Here is a 19,545-nt window from a genome sequence, read left to right on the forward strand (position 1 = left end):
ATGTTCGGCGGCAATCCGGGACTCCCGCACGGCGCGGACGAGGACACCCCGGTATTCGTGATTTCGGTGGCGGCCCAGCTTTCCGGGCTGCACGCGCAGACGCTGCGCTCCTACGACCGGCACGGCCTGGTCTCGCCCGGCCGCACCGCCGGCGGCGGACGGCGTTATTCGATGCGCGACATCGCCCTGCTGCGCGAGGTCCAGCGCCTCTCGCAGGAGGACGGGGTCAACCTGTCCGGCATCAAGCGCATCATCGAACTGGAGAACCAGGTCGACGCGCTGCGGTCCCGGGTGCACGAGCTGACCGAAGAACTCGCCGCCGCCTACGTGGCCGCCGAACGAGCCGCCGCGGCGGTGCACGCGTCCTATCGCAAGGATTTGGTGCCGCTGCAGCAGAACACCGCGCTGGTGGTCTGGAAACCCAAGCGCCGCTGACTGTGTCGTGAGTGGCGATGACGGTGAGAACCGTGATCGCCACTCACGAGCCCCAACCCCCTCCCGCCGCAGCTGGAGGGGGTTTTTGCTGCCCTGGCCGCCCTCGCCCCCGGAAGGCCGTCCGCCCCAGAACGCCCCCGCCGCGAGGGAGAACCTCACTGTCCTAACTGGACTCCCGCCCCGAGCGTCCGCAAATCGGCGAACGCCTCGTCCAGATAGTCGTCGAGACTCCGCGTGGGATCGCTGATCCAGGCTTGCGTCGCGTGATGGAACGTCGCCCACCCGGCCTGCGCGGCCAACCGCGCCAGCCGATCCTCGACACCCCGTTCCCGCAATGCTTCCGCGAGCGCTTCGGCGAGCGTCGCGGCCTTGGCGAGATTGCGTTCCCGCAACGTCGGCGTCGCCGCGATCAGGTCGCGCCGGGGTTCGGCGAACGGGAGATTGCGCTCCATGATCCGGCCGGTGTTCTTGAAGGCGCGCAGCAGGATTTCCAGCGGCGCCAGGCCTTCCGGGGCTTCGGCGACCGACTGGGCGAGGTCCTCGCGCAGGTCGGCTTCGCCGTCGAAGAGCACCTCGCGCTTGTCCGGGAAATGCCGGAAGAACGTGCGCTCGGTGACGCCTGCCCGAGCGGCGATCTCGGCGGTGGTCGTCTTGTCGAACCCGTTTTCCCGGTACAGCTCCAGCGCCGCCTGCTTGAGGCGGCTGCGCGCTTCTGCTCCGCTCCGTGGCACGTCCTGAGCCTACCCGGCCGTTGCGCCAGTGACTGACACCACATTGCGTCAGTCACTGTCGCCACGCGTAGAGTCAGCCACTGACACTAAGGAGCCTTTCATGCACTTCTTCGTCACCGGCGGATCCGGCCAGACCGGCCCCGCCGTCGTCGCCGAGCTGGTCCGGGCTGGGCACAAGGTCACCGGCTTGGCCCGCTCGGACACTGCCGCCGCGCGGCTGGAGTCGCTCGGCGCGACGCCGCATCCCGGTGAGCTTGACGATCTCGACAGCCTGCGCCGGGGCACCGAAGCCGCCGACGGCGTCCTGCACATGGCCCAAGGTGGCAGCTACGCCGATCCGGACGACCTCGTCCGCCGCGACTGCGAGGCGATCGACGCGCTGGGCCAAGCGCTGGTCGGCACCGGCAAACCGTTCGTCAGCACGTCCGGCACTTTGGTGATGAAGGCCGACCAGGTCAGCACCGAACTCGACCCGGCCGATCCCGGCTCGGTGGCGTGCTTCCGGATTCCCGGCGAGCAGACCTGCCTCGGTTTCGCCGACCAGGGCGTCCGCGCCAGCGTCGTGCGGCTCGCGCCGACCGTGCACGGACCGCGCGACCACGGCTTCATCCCAGCGCTCATCGCGGGCGCGCGCCGGGCCGGGGTTTCGGCGTACCTCGGCGACGGCACGAACCGCTGGCCCGCAGTCCATCGCGATGACGCCGCGGTGCTTTTCCGGCTGGCGCTGGAGAAAGCGCCTGCTGGGAGCGTGCTGCACGGGGTCGGGGAAACGGTCGCGATCAAGAGCGTCGCGGAGAAGATCGCTCAGCTGCTGGACATCCCCACGGCGTCCCTGACTCTGGAAGAAGCCGCGGAGCACCTCGGAAATCCTTTCCTGGCGAGGTTCTTCTCGCTCGACGTGCCCGCCTCCAGCGCGCACACCCAGGAGCTGCTGGGCTGGACGCCGAACCACGCGTCGCTGCTGGAAGACCTGGAGACCGGCGACTACTTCACCCAGGAGGCCAGCGACCGCGCCGAGGCGGTCTGGCGGTAGGTCAGTTCCGGGCGCGCACCAAACCGGACTCGTACGCGACGATTACCAGCTGCGCGCGATCCCGGGCGTCGAGTTTCGCGAGCAGCCGTCCGACGTAGGTCTTCACCGTCGCCATCGACAGCCGCATCCGCTCGGTAATCTCCACATTGGACAGTCCACTCGCGACCAACGTGAGCACCTCGCGCTCTCGCGGGGCCAAGGCGGCGACGTCCGCGCGCGGCGGGGCGTCCGGGATCCGCGCGAACTGCGCGACCAGCCGCCGGGTGATGGACGGGCCGAGCAACGCGTCGCCGGAGGCCACCACGCGCACCGCCGCGCACAGGTCGGCCGGGCGGGTGTCCTTGAGCAGGAATCCGGTCGCTCCGGCGCGAAGGGCGGCGAACACGTGCTCGTCGAGGTCGAACATGGTCAGCACCAGCACCCGCACGTCCGGGGCTTGTTCGCCGATCAGCCGGGTGGCCTCGATGCCGTCCATCATCGGCATCCGGACGTCCATCAGCACCACGTCCGGCTTTGCGGCCACGGCCAGCTCGACTGCCTCGGCACCGGTCGCGGCTTCGCCGATCACGGTGAAGTCCGGTTCGCTGTCGAGCAGCAGCCGGAAACTCCCGCGCAGCAAGGCTTGGTCGTCCGCGACGACGACGCGGATCTGGTCAGGCATCGGCGCACCGGAGAGTGGCGGCGACGCGGAACCCGCCGTCCGGGCCGGGACCGGCGACCAGTTCGCCGCTGTAGAGGGCGACGCGTTCGCGCATGCCGGTCAGCCCGTGGCCGAGGCGCAGCTCCCCGATCGGTGCCGCGCCGTCGTCGGTGACCTGGATCCGGATCTCCTCGGCAGCCACCGCGACCACCGCCCGACACCGGGCTGGTGCCGCGTGTTTCACCACGTTCGTCACCGCTTCCTGCACGATCCGGTACGCGGCCAGCGCGACCGGTTCCGGCACCCGCGCAGTGCCGAGGACGGACAGTTCGACATCGACGCCGGCCTGCCGTGCGCGTTCGGCGAGCTCTGGCAACGCCGCCAGCGGGTCGGCCGGAGTTTCGTCGCCGTCGTCGCGCAGTACGTGCAGCAACCGCCGCATCTCGCCGAGCGCCGCGCGGCTGGTCGCTTCGATCACCCGCAACGCGTCGCGCGCTTCCTCCGGGCGGCTGTCCGCGACATGGTTGGCGACGCCCGCTTTCACCGCGATCAAGCCCATCCCGTGCGTGACGACGTCGTGCAGTTCGCGCGCGATCCGGACGCGTTCGTCGACCAGGATCCGATGTTCGCGTTGCCGTTCCTGCCGCGCCGTCTGCGCGCGCCGGGACCGGAGAGCTTCGGCAAGCCCCCAGGTGAGCAACGCCAGCGGGACGCCGAACGCGTACCACCACTCCCCAACCACCGCAGTGGCCGCCGACATCGCCGCAACCCCGGCCGCGGCAGGCAAAGCACGCGGCGGACGCACGAGGTACAGCACCAGAGCCGCGCCGACGAACGGATCCCACAGCAGCCCGAAAGCGGCGGCAGACGCGGAAACGACCGTGGTGCCGACCAAGATCGGCACCGGAGCCCGCCGCCGCAGCAGCACCGCGGCGGCGATGAGCGTCGCGATCACGGCGGACACGGGCAGTCGCCAGGGGTCCTCGTCGATCAGCACGTTCCCGGCAAGCCCGACGTCCGTGACGAGGAGACCTGCCGCCAGCGCGACGTCGCTCACTCGCAGAGGGGACATAACACCAACGTTAGCCAGTGCGGCGGGCGCGCACATCGTGCTGTGGTGGGTCATCCCCCGGTTTAGTTCCGTGGCGTGGAACTGTCCGCGCCGGACCGATGTGCGCGGGGTATCCGGCCGGGCACGGTGAGCGGCATGTCGACCTTTCCCGGCCCGCGCCTCGGCGGAGCGGCACTCGTCCTCGGTCCGGTACTCGTGCTCGCCGGCGTGCTGCTGCGTCTGCCGTACCCGTTCTTCTTTCCGCACCAACTCGCCGCGACCGTGCTGCATCCGGCACAAATGACCGCCGCCGCCACCTGTTTCCTCGCCGGTCAGGTGGTTCTTCTCTTCGCAGTGTCCACAGTGGTCCGCCAGATCTCGGTGCCGAAGCCGCGCTGGGCGGCGTGGTCGGGCGCGCTGGTGCTGATCGGTCTGGTCGAGCGGGTCTTCCATGCCGGATTCGACCAAGCCGCAACGGATCTTGCCCGGCATCGCGGAGCGGACTACGCGACCGCGTTCGTCGCGGAAGCCTACGGCGATCTCCACCTGTTCAGCTTCTTGTCGTTCACGATCATGTTCGGCTGGCCGCTGCTCGGTTTCGCGGCCTACCGCGCCGGAGTGCTCGGCCCGGTACGCGCGATAGCCCTTGCCGCCGCGACCGTCATGCCGCTCGGTGTCCTCAAAGGAACGACGATGTGGTCGATCGCCGCCGCGGCCGGGCTCTGCGTGGCGCTCGTGCCGTCCGGGATCCGGCTGCTGAAACAAGCTGAGCGTACGGACCGACGGACCTTCGGCCTCGCCTGTCTCGGCGCGGTCGCCGTCGGAGCGCTCGGCTACTTGAGCACGCTGGGCTGAAGGTGCTCCTCGAAGAACGCCATGACGCGTCGCCAGGCGTCTGAATCCGACGGCTCGTGATAGCCCATCCCGGTGACCTTCGCGAGTGCGGCCAGCGGTGCGGGCCGGTAATGATTCGCGAAGCCGTGCCCAGCGTCCGGGTATTCCTTGACGTCGTGCGGGATTCCCCGTTCGGTGAGCGCGGTTTCGAGCTTGGCCGCGGCACCGCGCAGGGAGACGTCCTTGCGGCCGAAGCTGCCGACGATCGGGCACGCACCGTCCAAAGCGGACAGATCCTTCGGCAGTTGTCCGTAGTACGGCGCGGAAGCGTCGAAGTCGCGCGAGGCGGCCACGAGCGCGAATCCGCCGCCCATGCAGAAACCGACGACGCCGACCTTGCCGGTCGCGTCGTCCCGCCCGGCGACGAGCACTCGCGCGGCCTCGATGTCCGCGAACGCCCGGCCCTCGCGAGCGAACAGGTCCTGGAAAGTCCGCTTCACGCACCGGACCATGCCGCCGCGCGAATACAGATCGGGGCTCAGCGCGAGATAACCCGCGGCGGCGTACCGGTCGGTGATCTCGCGCGCGTCCTGGTTCAGCCCGAACACGTCGTGGATCAGCACCACCGCAGGGAACGGCCCGTCGCCGTCCGGCACTGCCAGATAACCGCCGATTTCCCCGTCCGCCACCGGAATCTGGATGTCCATGGCGCCGACGATAGCCACGCGGGCCCGATTCCGCTCAGTCCGCGGTGAACGGGTCGTACTGGATCTGGTCCAGCGCGCTTCCCGCGACCAGCATCCGGGACACCGTCGCGCGGATCATCGCGGGCGAACCGGACACCAGGATGTCGTGGTCCGGCCACGCGCCGTACCGCGTGACCGCCTCGGCGAGGGTGCCGTGTTCGCAGCCGGGCAGGTGGTCGCCGCGTTCGACGACCGGGGTGATGGTGAGCCACGGGTTGGTCGCGGCGAGCGCGCGCAGTTCTTCCAGGTCGTAGAGGTCTTCCCGGGTCGGCCCGCCGTAGAACAGCCGCGTCTTCGGGTTCTCGCCCCACAGCGCGAGATGGTCGAGGATCGACCGCAGCGGCGCGACCCCGGTGCCACCGGCGACCATCAGCACCCCGCGCGACTGCTCGCGGTTGACGTTCATCCGGCCCAGCGGCGGGCCGAGCCGCCAGACATCGCCCGCCTGCGTGTGGCTCACGATCGCCCGGGACACCCAGCCGCCGTCGACCGCGCGCACGTGGAATTCGATGCCGCCGTCCTCGCGCGGCGCGTTCGCCGGGGACAGATACCGCCACAACCGCGGCCGCTGCGGCACCTCGACGCTCATGTACTGGCCCGGCGAATACGGCACCGGCTGGTCCGGGATCACCCGCACCAGCGCGAGATCCCAGGTGAGCCGCCGGTGCTCGACCACGGTGGCCGACCACGACGCCGGGTTCTCGTCCGCCGCCGCGGCCTCCTGCATCGCGCGCGCGACGATGGTGAACGCCTCCGCCCACGCGCGCTCGACCTCCGGCGTCCACTCCGGGCCGAGGTGGTTCTTCAACGCGGCCAGCAGCGCGGTGCCGACGGCCTCGTAATGCTTGGGAGCGACGCCGAACTTGCGGTGGTCGCGGCCGAGCTGGCGCAGGAACGGGAGCAGGTCGTCCGGCCGGTCCACCATCTGCACGACGCGGGCCAGCGCGCGGATGATCCGGCCGCCCTGCACTTCCATGTTGATCGGGAAGAAATCGCGCGTGGCGGGCGCGAGCGTGAAGAGCATCCCGTAGAAGAACTGGGAGATCTCCGGGGCGTACGGCTCCGACTTGGCCCAGGTGTCGCGGATGAGCTGCACCATCGCGACGACGGCCGCCGGCGCCTGCCGGGGTGCGGCCGAGGTCCGCGGGAGCGGGCTGATCGAATCGGCTGTCATCGGGCTGTCGTCGTTCATGGGTCGGGACCGGAGGCCGGGGGGCTGGGAGGGGATGGTCACGAGAGCAGGGCAGTCGCGGTTGTCGGATTCGGCTCGCGCGGTCGCGCGGGGGAATTCGCCACTCCTGCTCCTCGTTGTCCTTGGACGTGCTCGCCGCGTCGGCTCCGCGGGGCGTCTGGTCCGCAGAGTAGCCGCACTGAGGCGGAATGCCCGCATCGTTGCTCCGGTCGGGTTACCGGCCGGTCGGGACGTGGGGCAGCTCACCGATTAGATAGTTGTCCTACGCAACCTTCAGCGACTAAACTTGTAGAATACAAGCAAGTGGGCACCGGCCCTGGAGGAACGATGAGCCCAGCTGACGACGTGCGGCTCGAACTGCTGCGAGAGCTGAAGGCGTCCGCCCAGCTCCAGCACCTGTGGATCATGCAGGCGTGGCAGAGCGAGCCCGGGCTCCACCCGGCCTCGGCGATGCTGCTGTCCGACCTCGCCAAGCACGGCGAGGCCCGCCCGTCCGAGGTCGCCAAGCGCAGGCTCGTCGACCTGTCGGTGATCAGCAGGCAGATCGCCCAGTTGCAGGCCGCCGGGCTGATCCAGCGCCGCCCCGCCCCCGAGGACGGGCGCGCGTCGCTGATCAGCGTGTCCGAGGCCGGTCTTGCCCAGCTCGAACTGTGGCGCCAGAAGTATCTCGAGTTCTTCGAGACGGCTCTGGGCGGCTGGGACGAGGTCCGGATCGAGGGCCTCACCTCCCAGCTCGCCGAATTGAACGAAGGTCTGCGCGCGACGCTCGGCCCGTCCGGGTACTGCGCCGGCCAGGCCCCGCACGCGGGAAAGTGAAGTAGCGAATAGTGGAAACCACCGCTTCCGGGCAGCCGATGACGCACCGGGAAATCCTCAAGGCCTTCACCGGCCTGCTGCTGGCCCTGCTGGTGGCGTTGCTGTCGTCGACCATCGTGTCCAACGCGCTGCCGACGATCCTCGCCGACCTGCACGGTTCGCAGAGCGAGTACACCTGGGTCGTCACCGCGACGCTGCTGACGTCGACCGCGACCACCCCGATCTGGGGCAAGCTGTCGGACCTGTTCAGCAAAAAACTGCTGTACCAAATCGCGATCGTCGTCTTCACCGTCGGTTCGGCGCTGGGCGGGATCGCGCAGTCGATGCCCGAGCTGATCGCCTACCGCGCGCTGCAGGGCATCGGGCTCGGCGGGCTGCAGGCGCTGATCCAGGTCGTCATCGCGGCGATGATCGCGCCGCGCGACCGCGGCAAGTACTCCGGCTACACCGGCGCGGTGTTCGCCGTCGCGACTGTTTCCGGCCCGCTGATCGGCGGGCTGATCGTGGACTCGCCGCTCGGCTGGCGCTGGTGCTTCTGGGTCTGCGTGCCGATCGCGGTGATCGCGTTCGTGGTGCTCGGCCGCACGCTGAAGCTGCCGGTGCTCAAGCGCAAGGTGCGGATCGACTGGCTGGGCGCGACCCTGCTGGTCGGCGGCGTCGCGCTGCTGCTGATCTGGGTTTCGCTGGCGGGCGGCAGCTTCGGGTGGGTCTCGTGGTCGAGCGCCGCGTATGTCGGCGGGGCGATTGTCGCGCTGGGGCTGGCGGTTCTCGTCGAATCCCGGGTCGCGGAGCCGGTGGTTCCGCTGCGGCTCTTCCGCAACCGCACCTTCACGATGGCCGTGCTCGCCTCGCTGGCGGTCGGCACCGCGATGTTCGGCGGGTCGGTGTTCCTTGGCCAGTACTACCAAATCGCGCGCGGTTTCTCGCCGACGCACGCCGGTCTGATGACGCTGCCGATGGTGCTGGGTCTCGCGGTCGCGTCAACTGGGGCCGGACAGGTCATCTCCCGCACCGGGCGCACCAAGCCGTTCATGGTCGCGGGCGGGGTTTCGCTGCTGGCCGGGTTGTTCCTGCTCTCGACGGTGGACCACGCGACGAACCTGACGCTGATGGGCGGCTACCTCGCGCTGGTCGGCGTCGGGCTGGGCTTCCTGATGCAGAACCTCGTTTTGGTAGTCCAAAACACGGTGGCGATGAAGGACATCGGCTCGTCGTCCTCGGTCGTCACGTTCTTCCGGTCGCTCGGCGGCGCGGCGGGCGTGTCCGCGCTCGGCGCGGTGCTGGCCGCCCGGGTGGCCACGAACATCGCGAACTCCCTTTCGCAGATGGGCATTCACCCCGGCGGCGCGGTTTCCGGCGGCGGCGGCACGTTCGCCATCTCGTCGCTTCCCCCGGCGCTGCAGCCGGTGGTGCGCGGGGCGTTCGGCGACGCGACCGGCACGGTGTTCTTCGTCGCGGGCTGCATCGCCGTGGTCACTTTCCTCGCGGTGCTGTTCATCAAGGAAGTTCCGCTGCGGCGGACGCTGGACGCGGACGCACCGGCACCGACCGCGGCCGCTGTCTCGGTCGAGGCCGTCTCTGTGGTCGAAGCTCCGGTCGAGATGACCACCGTGCTGCGCGGACGGGTTCTCGACGCGGGCGGTCGTCCAGTGTCCGGTGTCGTGCTTACGCTCACCGACATGGCGGGGCGTCAGGTCGACGTCGGGCGTACAGGACGTACCGGCGCGTACGAGCTGTCGGCGAACACAGTGGGAGAGCACGTCCTTCTCGCGACTGCTGGCTCGACGCGGCCCGCGGTGTCGACTGTGCGGCTTAACGGCAACGCGCGTTGGCACGACTTGCTGTTGGACAGCCAGGGCGCCATCTCCGGTCGCGTACGCGTCGCTGGTCGGCACGCGGCTGTCGCTGGTGCAGTGCTCACACTCACCGATCGTCTGGGCACCGTCACCGCGACGCACATTGCAGGCGGCGATGGCGCGTACGGATTCACGGGAATCGAACCGGGCGCCTACACGCTCACTGTGTCGGCTTACGGATATACGCCGCACGCCGAACCGATGACGGTCGGAGACGGCGCGGCGGCACAGCACGATGTCGAGCTGAGCGAAGCCGTCGAGCGAGAGTTCGTTAGGCACCAAGGAACACTCAGCGTCGACTAAAGGGGCTCGTGAGTGTTTGTCGCGGTTCTGGCCGGGACAGGCACTCACGAGCTTTCTACTGGGAGTGGCATTTGCCGACGAGCGATGCGCCCTCCCGGCCCTGCCTCGTCCCCCTTCCCCAGAGGTAGCGTCGAATATGTGACGCGAAGCAGGGTCGCGATGTTGCTGGCTATGGGGATCGACAACTTCGGTTCCGGACTTTTTCTTCCGCTCGCACTGCTTTACGTGACGCGGGTGATCGGAATCCCGCTCGTCGAAGCGGGCACGGCGGTCACTTTGGGCACTACAGCAGGGCTTCTCATGCCGCCGCTGGCCGGTCGGCTGGTGGATCGCGCCGGGCCGAGAACCGGAGTTCTTGCGGCGCAACTGTTGCAGGCTGCCGGAATCAGCGCGTATCTGTTCGCGCACGGCGTCGGCGGCGTTGTGGTGGCCGCCATCATGCTTGGTGCCGGGCAACAATTGTTCTACAGCTGTCTGTTCGCGCTCATCTCCGAAGTCGCCGGAGACGTGCCGAAGGACCGGCCGTTCGCCGAAGTCGGAATGGTGCGCGCGGGCGGCTTCGGGCTCGGCGGGCTGATGTCGTCGGTGCTGCTCACCTGGTTCGGCGACCGCGGCTACGGCGTCGCGCTCGTCGTGGACGTTCTCACTTTCCTGGCCGCGGCGGGCATCGTCGCGATGTTCATCCCGCCTGGCCGCCGGTTCGCCCCCGTGGTCCGCGTCCGAAGCGGCGTGCTGCGCAACCGGCCGTACCTGACGTTGATCCTCCTGAGCGGCCTGTTCGGGCTGTCGCTCGATTTCTTCCTCATCGGCACCCCGGTGTTCGTGCTCGACCGGCTGCACGCACCGACGTGGCTGCCCGGCGCGATCTTGTTCCTGCTGACCGTGCTCACCAGCGCTGGCGGCACGGTCGCGCTCCGGCTCACCAGAGGCCTCAGCCGGATCAGCGCGATGCGGGCCGGGTCCGCGCTGTTCGCCGCTTGGTGCCTGACGAGCGTCGGCGTGCTGCTGGTGCCGAGAAGCTGGCAAGTGCCGTATCTGCTCGCCGCGACGCTCGTGTTCGCCGCCGGTGACCTGGTGTTCGGGCCGCGCTCCGGCGCGCTCGCCGAGGCCGCCGCGCCGCCCGAGGCGAAGGGCCGTTACCTCGCCGCGTTCCAATACGCGTTCACTGTGGCTCAGGTGCTCGCTCCGGCGATCGTGTCGTTGTTTTCCGTGGCGGCGTGGTTACCCTGGGTCCTGGTCGGGGGTTGCGCTTGCCTCGCGGCGCTCGGGCTCGGCAGGCTGGGACCGAGGCTGCCCGCGGCCGCGGTGGCACCAATTCAGAGTTGAGCGGAACAGACTCAACTTTGCTGACGTTATACCTGTCGACGGGCCTTGGTCGGGCCTGTCACCAGGTATTTCCACGAACGCATGAGGTGAGGGATGGACGCTTTCAACCCGACCACGAAGACCCAGCAGGCGATCTCGTCCGCGGCGCAGGCGGCCACGGTGGCCGGCAACCCGCACGTGTCGGCCGCCCATGTGCTGGGCGCCCTGCTGGCGCAGGGTGACGGGACCACCGCACCGCTGCTGACCGCGGTCGGGGCGGACCCGGAGACCGTGCACAAGGAGCTCGAGCCGATCATCAACGGGCTGCCGTCGGCGACCGGCGCGACCGTGTCGACGCCGCAGTTCGACGCGCCCGCGGTCAAGTCGCTCACGCAGGCGCAGAAGCTCGCCACCGAACTGGGTGACGAGTACGTGTCGACCGAGCACCTGCTGGTCGGCCTCGCCACCGAAGGGGCTCAGGTCGCGGACCTGCTCAAGCGGCACGGCGCCACGCCGGACGCGCTGCGCGAGGCGTTCGCGAAGGTGCGCGGGTCGGCCCGGATCACCAGCGCGGATCCCGAAAGCACGTTCAAGGCGCTGGAGAAGTACGGCGTCGACCTGACCGATCGGGCGCGTTCGGGCGAACTCGACCCGGTCATCGGCCGCGACACCGAGATCCGCCGTGTCGTGCAGGTGCTTTCCCGGCGTACCAAGAACAACCCGGTGCTGATCGGCGAACCGGGCGTCGGCAAGACGGCGATCGTCGAGGGCCTCGCCCAGCGGATCGTCGCGGGCGACGTGCCGGAATCGTTGCGCGGCAAGCGAGTGGTCGCACTCGACCTCGGGTCGATGGTGGCCGGAGCCAAGTTCCGCGGCGAGTTCGAAGAGCGGTTGAAGGCCGTCCTCAAGGAGATCACCGACTCCGCGGGGCAGGTCATCACGTTCATCGACGAGCTGCACACCATCGTCGGCGCGGGCGCGACCGGCGAGGGCGCGATGGACGCGGGCAACATGATCAAGCCGATGCTCGCTCGTGGCGAACTGCGGATGGTCGGCGCGACCACGCTCGACGAGTACCGCCAGCACATCGAGAAGGACCCGGCGCTGGAGCGGCGTTTCCAGCAGGTGCTGGTCGGCGAGCCGTCGCCGGAGGACACCATCGCGATCCTGCGCGGGCTGAAGGAGCGCTACGAGGTGCACCACGGCGTCCGGATCACGGACGCCGCGCTGGTGGCCGCCGCGACGCTGTCGGACCGCTACATCACCGCTCGGTTCTTGCCTGACAAGGCGATCGACCTGGTCGACGAGGCCGCGTCGAAGATCCGCATGGAGATCGACTCGCGTCCGGTGGAGATCGACGAGGTCGAGCGCGCGGTGCGGCGCATGGAGATCGAAGAGATGGCACTGTCCAAAGAGGACGATGCGGCCTCTTTGGAACGGCTGACCGCCCTTCGTGCCGAACTCGCCGAGAAGCGCGAGGAACTCACCGCGCTGACCGCGCGTTGGCAGAACGAGAAGGGCTCGATCGAGACCGTCCGTGAGCTGAAGGAGCAACTGGAGCAACTGCGCGGCGAATCGGAACGCGCCGAACGCGACGGCGACCTCGGCAAGGCCGCCGAGCTGCGGTACGGCCGGATTCCGGTGCTGGAGAAGGAGTTCGAGGCCGCGATGGCCGCGAACGAGGCCAGCAAGCAGAACGTCATGCTGAAGGAAGAGGTGGGCGCGGACGACGTCGCCGACGTGGTCAGCGCGTGGACCGGCATCCCCGCCGGACGTCTGCTCGAAGGCGAGACGGGCAAGCTGCTCCGGATGGAGGAGGAGCTGAACCGCCGCGTCATCGGCCAGGATCAAGCGGTGCAGGTCGTCGCGGACGCCGTACGGCGGGCGCGAGCGGGCGTCGCGGACCCGGACCGGCCGACCGGCTCGTTCCTGTTCCTCGGCCCGACCGGTGTCGGCAAGACTGAGCTGGCGAAGGCGCTGGCGGAGTTCCTGTTCGACGACGAACGCGCGATGCAGCGCATCGACATGAGCGAGTACTCCGAGAAGCACTCGGTGGCCAGGCTGGTGGGTGCGCCTCCGGGTTACGTCGGCTACGACCAGGGCGGCCAGCTGACCGAAGCCGTCCGGCGCCGCCCGTACACGGTGGTGCTGCTGGACGAGGTCGAAAAGGCGCACCCGGACGTGTTCGACGTGCTCCTGCAGGTCCTCGACGACGGGCGGCTGACCGACGGCCAGGGCCGGACGGTGGACTTCCGCAACACCATCCTGATCCTGACGTCGAACCTCGGCTCGCAAGCGATCGCCGACCCGTCGCTCGACGAACGCCAGCGCCGCGACGCGGTGATGGAGGTCGTGCAGCGGCAGTTCAAGCCGGAGTTCCTGAACCGGCTGGACGACATCGTGGTCTTCCACGCACTCGGCACCGAGCAACTGACGTCCATTGTGGACATCCAGGTCGCCCGGCTGGCGAAGCGGCTCGCCCAGCGCAGGTTGCACCTCGAGGTGACGGATGGCGCCCGGGAGTGGCTGGCTCTGAACGGCTTCGACCCGATCTACGGCGCGCGTCCGCTGCGTCGCCTGGTGCAGTCGGCGATCGGGGACCAGCTGGCTAAGCAGCTGCTGTCCGGTGAGGTCCGGGACGGGGACACCGTGCGGGTGGACCTGCCTGAGCTGGAAACCGGGGACACGCTGAAGGTGTCGCGGGTCTGACACTCGGACGGTCCGTGAAGGGCTCCTTGAGGGAATCAGATTCCCTCAAGGAGCCCTTCACTGCATTTGGGGGGATCGTTCGCGCCGATGCCGAAGCAAGCGCGACCTTCAGCGCAGACCTCATCCCCAACCAGCCCCGAACGCGAAACCGCCCGGCCGCATCCACGCGACCGGGCGGTTCCCGTCTCAAGCTCTCAGGAGTCTTCCCCACGCTCCGGTTCCGCCGGACGCGCCGGTGAAACCGGAGTCGCGCCACCGCCCGGCGGCGGAGTCCGCGGTGCGGGCGGCGAAGGCTGCCGCTCAGTAGCCCGCGTATCCGCCGGTGAAGGAGCCGTCGTGTCCACCGCACGAGTGTCGACCGGCCGCGTCGCCTGGGTGTCCGCCGGAGAAGGAGCGCTCGTCGGAGTGCCCGCGGAAGGCGTCCAAGTGCGGTTCGAGTCGTAATCCTCGTCAAACGGATCCACGATGTCCGCGATCTCGCCCAGATCACGTAGCAGCCGCTCAAGCCGCGACGGCCCGGCCCCCGGCACGACGCTCGCCAGCACCCACTCGTTCTCCAGCCACGCCACGCCGACGTCGCCGCCGAGCTGGTCAGCCGCGTCGACGAGATCCTGGGTGATGACCTGGCGAGCCCCCTCGGAATCGTCCGCGAAGGCGTAGCGCTGGCCGATCGGGCCGAGCATCTCCGGCATGTTCTCGCGCTGGAACGGCACGCTCGACAGCCACATCTCGACCGGCACCCGGTGCGTCTTGTTGCAGCGCACGGCCACGACCACCGCGGGCACCTGGCCTTGCGACTCGATGTCGAAGATGAACACCGGACGGCGGCCGTCGGAGGTGAAGGTGGAGCCCGCGACGACGTTCACCGCCGCGTCGGCTCCGAAGTAGCCGATCGCGCCCCCCGACCACTGCCGGGGCAGCCGTTCGTCCTCTTCCACGAACTGCCAGCCGCGCAACTGGGCCCAGCGCTGCCGCTCACGGTTGCGCGAGCCTTCCCTGGCCCGGTCCGCGAAGAGCAGGCCGAGCCCCGCCACCAGCGCGACGGCGGCGATGACGAACCAGATCCACGCCGAGATACCCACGCCGGTCAGGGTATCGCTGCCGAGCCCTCCTACCCGGACGGCGGCACCGTGTCGGCGCGCCCCGTTTGGCCGGAACCGTCCAGGTTACGTCGACATATCGGCTAATCGCCCGGCTCAGGTGTCCATTGCGGACAGGTTCCCGCTGACCGGACGGCCCGCTGCGCCTATCCAGCGATCACGGCGGACAACCCGGACAGGAACCTTGCCGGACCGCTCCGCCGGCGAGTAGAGGTCGTTCGACAACTCTTTCCCGCCGCCGCCGACAGCAGGAAGGACACCGCATGTCCCTCTCGAGAAGATCGGTACTCGCCGGGACCGCAGCGGCGCTCGGCACGCTCGCGCTGCCCGGAGTCGCGGCGGCGGGCACCGCGCGCGACTGGTCCCGCGCCGTCATCGACTCCACCATGAAGCGCTACACCCCGGCGTCCATCGGCGGCTGGAGCTATCCGCTCGGCCTCTACTTCTACGGCCAATACCTCTTCTACCGGCGAACGAAGGAACAAAAGTACCTCGACTACCTAGTCGCCTGGTACGACCGTTTCATCACCGCCGACGGCATCTCCAACAGCTTCAGCAGCCTCGACTCGATGCGCGCCTGCCAGATGCTTCCGTTGCTGTACAACGAAACCGGCGACGCCAAGTACCGCAAGGCCGCCGACCAGCTGCGCAAACGCTTCGAGACCTACCCGCGCACGAGCGACGGCGGGATGTGGCACGCGGTCAGCCGTCAGCACCAGCTGTGGGGCGACGGGGTGTACATGGCGCAGCCGTTCCTCGCGTTGTACGGCAAGGTCTTCAACGATCCGACCTACTGCTACGAGGAATCCGCCAAGAACCTCTCCGTCTACTTCGGACACCTCAAGGAGCCTGCAAAGGGCCTGATCTACCACGCCTACGACGAAAGCGGCACCCAGCCGTGGGCGACCGGCCCCGGCAAGCACTCCAGCTTCCACTGGGCCCGCGCGATCGGCTGGTTCGGGATGGCCGCGATCGACATCCTCGAGGTGCTGCCCGCGGACCATCCGCGACGGCCGGAGCTGATCGGGATCGTCAAGTTCCTCGCCGAGGGCTACCGCCGGTTCCAGGATCCGCGGACCGGCCGGTGGTATCAGGTGGTCGACCACGGCGGCGACGCCGGGAACTGGCTCGAGACGTCCGCGTCCTCGATGTACGCGTTCACTGTTTCCCGGGGGATCGAGCGCGGGTATCTGCCTGCTTCTTATGCCTCGGTCGCACAGCGCGGGTATGCCGGGGTGCTGCAGAAGGTGTCCGTCGGGGCGGACGGGCTGACGAATCTCGCCGACATTTGCGAAGGAACGAACGTCGGCGACATGAACTTCTACTTCGCTCGCAAGCGGCTGACCAATGATTTCCATGGCCTCGGCGCATTTTTGATCATGAACGAGCAGTTCACCCGGTACCGCTGCTGAACGTCCGTGAAGGGCTCCTTGAGGGAATCAAGGAGCCCTTCACAGCACGTAGGGCTTACGACTCGCCGGTCGGGTTGGCGGGCTTGGCCAGCGGCCCGGGCGACCAGATCCCGGAATGCGTCACCGACTGCTGATGCAACGCCGCCGAAGCCGGAAGCGCGTTCGAGACCTCGGGAGTCACCTCGTACAACGTGCCCCAGTCCCGCTCGACGTCGCCTTCCAGATACGTCGGCAGCGCCTGCATCTGGGTCGCCACGTTCATCCACACGAACGACCCGCCGCCCGCCGGCGAGGACCAGTACTTGCCGACCGTGCGCAGGTCGTCGCCCGCGCTGATCCGGTACTTCGGCACCTCGGCGATCCCGTTGTGGATCGACGACGGGCGCAGGCACGGGTGCTGCGCGGCGGCGGCCCATTCCAGGAACACCGGGTCCTGCCCGACGACGTCGGTCATCTTCGCGATCTTCGGCGCCCGCGGCGCGCTGAACGCGACCCAGCCGTCGCTGCCGAGCCCGCGGCCCTTCGCCACGATCCGCACCTGGTCCGCGCCCTCGGGCACGCTGACCCGCGCGTCGCGCCAGTTGGTGTCCTTCTTCTTCGCGTCGAGCTGCTCGCGGCCGAGCACCTGGAACCCGGCGGGGGTGTTCTTGCCGAATTCGGCGGTCAGCGAGTTCGGGTCGTCGGCCTTGCCCGCGAGGGCGACGACGATCGGCACCGAGCCGTCGCGCGCCCGCTCCGGGACCGAGTACCACTGCGTCCGCAGGTCGCCCGCGCCGTCGCCGGACTTGTGGTAGCTGCCCCAGATCGGGGCGCCGTCCTTGCCGAACTGGTACGGCGGGTTCCAGCTGTCGGCGTTCTCGGTCGGCAGTCCGCCGTTGGTGACGAAGCCCTTCTGAGTGCTGGCCAGCCAGTCCTTCGGGGTGACCCCGCGGTCGGCGTCGGCGGGCACCTGCCAGCCGGGTGCGGCGTTCTCCGGTTGCTGCGGCGCGGCTTGCAGCAGCCCGGCCTTCGGGTCGCGTTCGACCTTGATGTAGTCGGACAGCCCGCAGCTTTGCCCGGCCAGTTGGCGGATGTTGTCGGCACCCATGTTGTAGGTGTCCCAGCGTTTCTGGATGCCCTTGGCGATGCTGCCGATCTCGAACAGCACCAGAATCGCGCACACCGTCGACAGCGGAGCGAGCCCGAGCCGCAGCGCCCGGCCGCGGTTTTCCAGGTCGCCCTTCGCGACCGGCGCGGGCGGGACGAACGGTTCGTGCTCGTTGTGCTTCATGTGCTCGATCGCCGCGATCGCCAGCGCGACCGCCGCCGCCACGAGCGCCATCGTGCTCAGCTTGATGCCGAACACCTGCGGCGGCAGGTCGAACCAGGGCACGCCCCAGGCCGAGACGTACCACCAGGCGTTCGGCCCGGTGGAAGCCAGCGCGACGATCACCATCAGTCCCGCGAAGAACGCCGCGCGGTTGCGGCGCGAGAACAGCACGGTCGTACTCGTCGACAACGCGGTGAGCGCGGCGAGCGGTCCGCCGACCGCGACCAGCATGCCGAAGTGGTGCGTGTGCTTGGTCGGAGCCAGCGCCAAGACCACAAAGGACAGTGCGCTGATGCCGAGCAGCCGGCGGCTCGGGCCGAGCGCGGCGCCGCGGATGTTGCCGCGCCGCAGCAGCACGACCGCGCAGGTCGCCAGGCACAGGAAGATCAACAGCACCGGGAACCGGCGCGTCATGGAGCCGTCCGGGCCGTTGCTGAACAGCATCGAGTACCGGTCGAGCTCGTCGTACCAGGAACCGGTCGGTCCGAGCGACGACCGCAGCCGCACCGATTCCAGTGCGCCGCGCAGGGTCTGGTCGCAGAAGATCAGCGTGAGAATCACCAGCCCGGCGGCGGCGATCGGCGCGAGCACCGGCACCCAGCCGAACTGGCGGGCATGCCGGAGCACGATCTTCGCCAGCGGCTTCAGCCCGACCACGAACGGCAGCACGGCCATCAGCCCATGCGGGTTGACCGCGACACACAGCGCCGCGACGGTCAGCCCGATCGCCGCCGGACCCAGCCGCCGGGTGGCGACCGCGCGTTCGACGGTGCAGATCGAGATCAGCGAAAGCAGCGCGACCAGGTTCTCCGGGCGCAGGCCGTTGTCGTAGGGCAGCCAGAAGGCGAGGAAGACCGCGCCCGCCGCCCAGCCTGCCGCGCTGCTGATCCGCACCTGCCTGCCGAGTCTCGGCAGCACGCCGCGGCTGATCAGCATCCAGCAGGCGACGCCCATCAACAGCGACGGCAGCCGCATCCACGGCGTGAGCGAACTGACCTTGGCCATCGCCGCGTAGATATCGACGAACCACGCCATCGGCGCGTCCGGCGCGGCGAACCATCGGTAGTACTCGCCGATGTAGCCGGCGTCGCCGCGGACACGCGCCATGGTCGTGAAGTAGCCGTCGTCGGCGGTCATCGCGCCGATCAGCCACCAGACGACGAGCGTGCCGAGCACGGCTATGTCGAGGAATTTCAGCTTCCACCAGCCGCGCGCGGCCAGCCGGGGCGCGCGTCGGCCGGAAAGCCGGTCCAGGCGGTACAGCGCGAGCACCGCGCCGATGAAGCAGAGCACCGACAGCACGATGGCGGCGAGCTTGATGCCGGTCGCGGTGCTGGCCCAGCGGTTGTCGACCTGCGCGGAGACCGAGAGGCCGTGCGTGTCGTCCTGATTCGTGAGGTCTGAGTAGTAACCGGTGAGCTGCGGCCGGTGGTCGTCGGTGACGTCCGCGATCCGGTTCCCGCCGACGGACGCTGTCGTCCGCTTCGCGTCGGTGTGCACGGTGATCGTGCAATCGCCGTCGCCGACCGGGGCCGAGCCGAGCTGCTGGCCCTGTGAGGAAAGCGTGAGCTGGCCGTTTCCGACCTGCAGCGCCATCCCGGTGACGACGCCGATGCCGGAGTTCGGCGGGTTGGTGCTGAACAGCACCGCGCTGCCGTCGGTACGCGCGTCGAGCGCCCGGGCCGTCGTGCACGGGACCTTCGCGTCGAGCGAGATCGGCGCCTGCGCGGTCAGCGGGGCGGTCACCGCCCTGGTGCCCTGGGCGGTCGGCCAGTCGAGGGTGGTTTGCTCGAGCGTGACGGGCAGGAACGGGACCGCGATCGCGAGGATCGCGCCCGCGATTCCGAAAACCGCAGCGAGCAACCGCGCCCGACGACCGGCTTGGCTCTTGCCGATAGCTGTCGAAGACGCCGATTCGGCGGCAACGGATTCGAGGTCGACCACGCCCCGCAGGCTATCCAAGCGGAAACGGGCCTCCCGCTGGGGACTCTCCCGGGGGCGGCCCCACCTGGTCGAGCCGGGATTCCCCCGACGAATAACCACGGTGGGTGAAGTAAACCCGGACTCGCTTAC

At 69.2% G+C, this 19,545-nt stretch carries 15 protein-coding genes; 8 read left to right on the forward strand and 7 right to left on the reverse strand.

The features are described 5' to 3' along the window. Positions 1–435, forward strand: coding sequence for a helix-turn-helix transcriptional regulator (locus ABZX37_RS17880; protein WP_354740713.1), 435 nt, complete (start codon positions 1–3; stop codon positions 433–435). A gap of 155 nt (positions 436–590) precedes the next feature. Here the strand turns inward: ABZX37_RS17880 and ABZX37_RS17885 are convergent, their stop codons facing one another. After that, positions 591–1,166: a TetR family transcriptional regulator gene (locus ABZX37_RS17885; protein WP_354740715.1), complete on the reverse strand. Its 576-nt coding sequence runs from the start codon at positions 1,164–1,166 to the stop codon at positions 591–593. 100 nt (positions 1,167–1,266) lie between these two features. Here ABZX37_RS17885 and ABZX37_RS17890 point away from each other — a divergent pair, with 100 nt between their 5' ends. Further along, a complete protein-coding gene (locus ABZX37_RS17890; RefSeq protein WP_354740717.1) occupies positions 1,267–2,199 on the forward strand; it encodes an SDR family oxidoreductase in 933 nt (310 codons plus the stop codon). Between the two features lies 1 nt (position 2,200). On the opposite strand, the gene ABZX37_RS17895 is transcribed toward ABZX37_RS17890, so the two are convergent. After that, on the reverse strand, positions 2,201–2,860 hold the full coding sequence (locus ABZX37_RS17895) for a response regulator transcription factor (RefSeq protein WP_354740719.1): 660 nt from the start codon (positions 2,858–2,860) through the stop codon (positions 2,201–2,203). Then, a complete protein-coding gene (locus ABZX37_RS17900) occupies positions 2,853–3,911 on the reverse strand; it encodes a sensor histidine kinase (protein WP_354740720.1) in 1,059 nt (352 codons plus the stop codon). Before ABZX37_RS17900 ends, ABZX37_RS17895 begins: the two co-directional genes overlap by 8 nt. Before the next feature lie 135 nt (positions 3,912–4,046). Between ABZX37_RS17900 and ABZX37_RS17905 the strand changes: the two genes are divergently transcribed. Next, complete coding sequence (locus tag ABZX37_RS17905) at positions 4,047–4,745, forward strand: hypothetical protein (protein WP_354740722.1); 699 nt, start codon at positions 4,047–4,049, stop codon at positions 4,743–4,745. On the opposite strand, the gene ABZX37_RS17910 is transcribed toward ABZX37_RS17905, so the two are convergent. Then, positions 4,724–5,431, reverse strand: a complete 708-nt coding sequence (locus tag ABZX37_RS17910; RefSeq protein WP_354740724.1) for a dienelactone hydrolase family protein — start codon at positions 5,429–5,431, stop codon at positions 4,724–4,726. The genes ABZX37_RS17905 and ABZX37_RS17910 overlap by 22 nt on opposite strands. A 34-nt stretch (positions 5,432–5,465) precedes the next feature. After that, a complete protein-coding gene (locus ABZX37_RS17915) occupies positions 5,466–6,644 on the reverse strand; it encodes a globin domain-containing protein (protein WP_344287647.1) in 1,179 nt (392 codons plus the stop codon). A gap of 345 nt (positions 6,645–6,989) precedes the next feature. Between ABZX37_RS17915 and ABZX37_RS17920 the strand changes: the two genes are divergently transcribed. The 4 genes from ABZX37_RS17920 to clpB all read left to right on the forward strand — a co-directional run bounded on the left by ABZX37_RS17920 (position 6,990) and on the right by clpB (position 13,651). Then, positions 6,990–7,478: a MarR family winged helix-turn-helix transcriptional regulator gene (locus tag ABZX37_RS17920; RefSeq protein WP_354740725.1), complete on the forward strand. Its 489-nt coding sequence runs from the start codon at positions 6,990–6,992 to the stop codon at positions 7,476–7,478. A 38-nt stretch (positions 7,479–7,516) separates the two neighbouring features. After that, the gene (locus ABZX37_RS17925; RefSeq protein ID WP_354740896.1) at positions 7,517–9,637 is read left to right on the forward strand and encodes an MFS transporter; all 2,121 of its coding nucleotides are present in this window, start codon (positions 7,517–7,519) and stop codon (positions 9,635–9,637) included. 138 nt (positions 9,638–9,775) lie between these two features. Next, positions 9,776–10,963 carry an MFS transporter gene (locus ABZX37_RS17930; protein WP_354740727.1) on the forward strand — a complete coding sequence of 396 codons (1,188 nt, stop codon included), beginning with the start codon at positions 9,776–9,778 and terminating at the stop codon, positions 10,961–10,963. Positions 10,964–11,056: 93 nt separating this feature from the next. Further along, complete coding sequence (clpB, locus tag ABZX37_RS17935; RefSeq protein WP_354740729.1) at positions 11,057–13,651, forward strand: ATP-dependent chaperone ClpB; 2,595 nt, start codon at positions 11,057–11,059, stop codon at positions 13,649–13,651. 194 nt (positions 13,652–13,845) lie between these two features. Here clpB and ABZX37_RS17940 read toward each other — a convergent pair whose 3' ends face one another. Next, complete coding sequence (locus ABZX37_RS17940) at positions 13,846–14,733, reverse strand: hypothetical protein (protein ID WP_354740731.1); 888 nt, start codon at positions 14,731–14,733, stop codon at positions 13,846–13,848. A gap of 281 nt (positions 14,734–15,014) precedes the next feature. On the opposite strand from ABZX37_RS17940, the gene ABZX37_RS17945 reads away from it, so the two are divergent. Then, the gene (locus tag ABZX37_RS17945) at positions 15,015–16,163 is read left to right on the forward strand and encodes a glycoside hydrolase family 88 protein (RefSeq protein WP_354740733.1); all 1,149 of its coding nucleotides are present in this window, start codon (positions 15,015–15,017) and stop codon (positions 16,161–16,163) included. 55 nt (positions 16,164–16,218) lie between these two features. Here the strand turns inward: ABZX37_RS17945 and ABZX37_RS17950 are convergent, their stop codons facing one another. Next, on the reverse strand, positions 16,219–19,416 hold the full coding sequence (locus tag ABZX37_RS17950) for an arabinosyltransferase domain-containing protein (protein WP_354740734.1): 3,198 nt from the start codon (positions 19,414–19,416) through the stop codon (positions 16,219–16,221). Between the last annotated feature and the right edge of the window lie 129 nt (positions 19,417–19,545).

This window comes from Amycolatopsis sp. NPDC004079 (genome assembly GCF_040610415.1).
GTDB lineage: Bacteria > Actinomycetota > Actinomycetes > Mycobacteriales > Pseudonocardiaceae > Amycolatopsis > Amycolatopsis halotolerans.